This is a genomic window from Pseudoalteromonas holothuriae (assembly GCF_945859825.1).
Lineage (GTDB): Bacteria > Pseudomonadota > Gammaproteobacteria > Enterobacterales > Alteromonadaceae > Pseudoalteromonas > Pseudoalteromonas holothuriae.
This window is the reverse complement of record NZ_CAMAPC010000064.1, coordinates 1-1,491: the sequence shown is the minus strand read 5'-3', so window position 1 is coordinate 1,491 and position 1,491 is coordinate 1. Positions and strand designations below refer to the sequence as shown.

At 40.6% G+C, this 1,491-nt stretch carries 3 protein-coding genes; all 3 read left to right on the top strand.

What is annotated here, in order from left to right:
* The coding region (locus OCI93_RS20865) for a mechanosensitive ion channel family protein (RefSeq protein ID WP_261627251.1) at nt 1-582 on the top strand (582 nt) is incomplete at its 5' end.
* Nucleotides 583-753: 171 nt separating this feature from the next.
* Nucleotides 754-1,200, top strand: coding sequence for a PA2169 family four-helix-bundle protein (locus tag OCI93_RS20860; protein WP_261595528.1), 447 nt, complete (start codon nt 754-756; stop codon nt 1,198-1,200).
* Between the two features lie 26 nt (nt 1,201-1,226).
* Complete coding sequence (locus tag OCI93_RS20855) at nt 1,227-1,397, top strand: DUF1328 domain-containing protein (protein ID WP_261595529.1); 171 nt, start codon at nt 1,227-1,229, stop codon at nt 1,395-1,397.
* Nucleotides 1,398-1,491 lie beyond the last annotated feature (94 nt).

Genomic DNA, 1,491 nt, shown 5'->3' with positions numbered 1-1,491 from the left:
CTTGCTATTGGTTTTGCGTTTCAAGATATGACTGAAAACCTCATTGCTGGTGTTGTCATGGGGGTACGCAAACCATTTAAAGTGGGTGATATCATTGAAGCTGATGACACCTTGGGCACAGTCAAGCAAATAAACCTACGCAACACCTTAATTGAAACCTTTTATGGTCAACTTTGTGTTACCCCGAATAAGATACTATTTAGAAACAAGCTGCTCAATTACTCCACCCTCAAAAAGCGTCGTATAGAAATTCCCGTTGGGATTTCTTATGCCGATGATATTAATCAAGCACGCGAGGTGATTGAGCAAGCCATTAATAACCTCGACTTTGTTAAACACAAAGAAGAAACCGCCGTGTATGCCAGTGGTTTTGGTGACAGCGCCATCGACCTGCTTGTTTGGTTTTGGATTGACTACCCAGGAGATGGCAACTTTATGGATATTCGCCACCAAGCGATTGTTGCAATCAATCAAACCCTCAATGATAACGACATTTTAATTCCGTTTCCTATTCGCACATTGGACTTTAATGCAAAAGGAGGCACCACCTTGCAAGATGTACAAAGTACAGGTGAGCAGTAATTACATACACTCGGTAAGACTTACAAGGCCAGTACGCACTAAAAACATAATATACTGATTTTAAATGAAAATAAAACTGGCACGGACGCTGCAACACCCTCTGTGTATAACGATTAATTGCAAATGATGATTTATCCATTTGCCACATATTTAAAATTGAAGGAGCACATTATGTCGAACAGTGATTTTAATTTAAAACCCGTTGCAGAGCTTATTAAAGTACTTAATGGTGGCATTGAATTTTACTTAGATGCAAAAAAGAAAGTTGACAACCTTGAGCTTGAGCGCATTTTTGAAATGAATGTGCTAGAAAAAACCAAAGCCGTATCCGCATTGCAGCCATTTATTGTGGCCGACAAAGGTGACGTTGAAGACGACAATGCATTCAGTGTTGAACTGCGCGAAACTTATACCAAAGTCATCGCATTAATCAGCACAGATAAAGAGCACACGTATATTTCTCAGCTTGAAGAAGTGGAAGATAAGGTCCTTGAGAAAGTAGACGCCGCACTTGAGCAAACACTGCCACAAGACTGCCAACGCGTACTACGTGAAATACGCATGACAATGCAAGCATGTCATGACGAAATGAAAACATTGCAGGATATTACAGCCTAATTGCCAAATAGGCTTGAGGAGGCCCCATGTTACGCTGGTCAATCACATTTTTAGTACTTGCTCTTATTGCCGCAGTATTAGGGTTTGGTGGCATCGCAGGTGCAGCAGCAAGCATTGCTAAGATATTATTTTTTATTTTTGTTGCATTCTTAGTACTGTCTTTTATTTTTTCACTCGTTAAAAAGCCCAAAGCTTAGGCTTGAAGGAGCACATTATGAATATCATGAATCTAACAAAAGCCGTCGGTGTTGTTGCTTTACTTGCACTGGCAGGTTGTTCAGACGGTCCAGC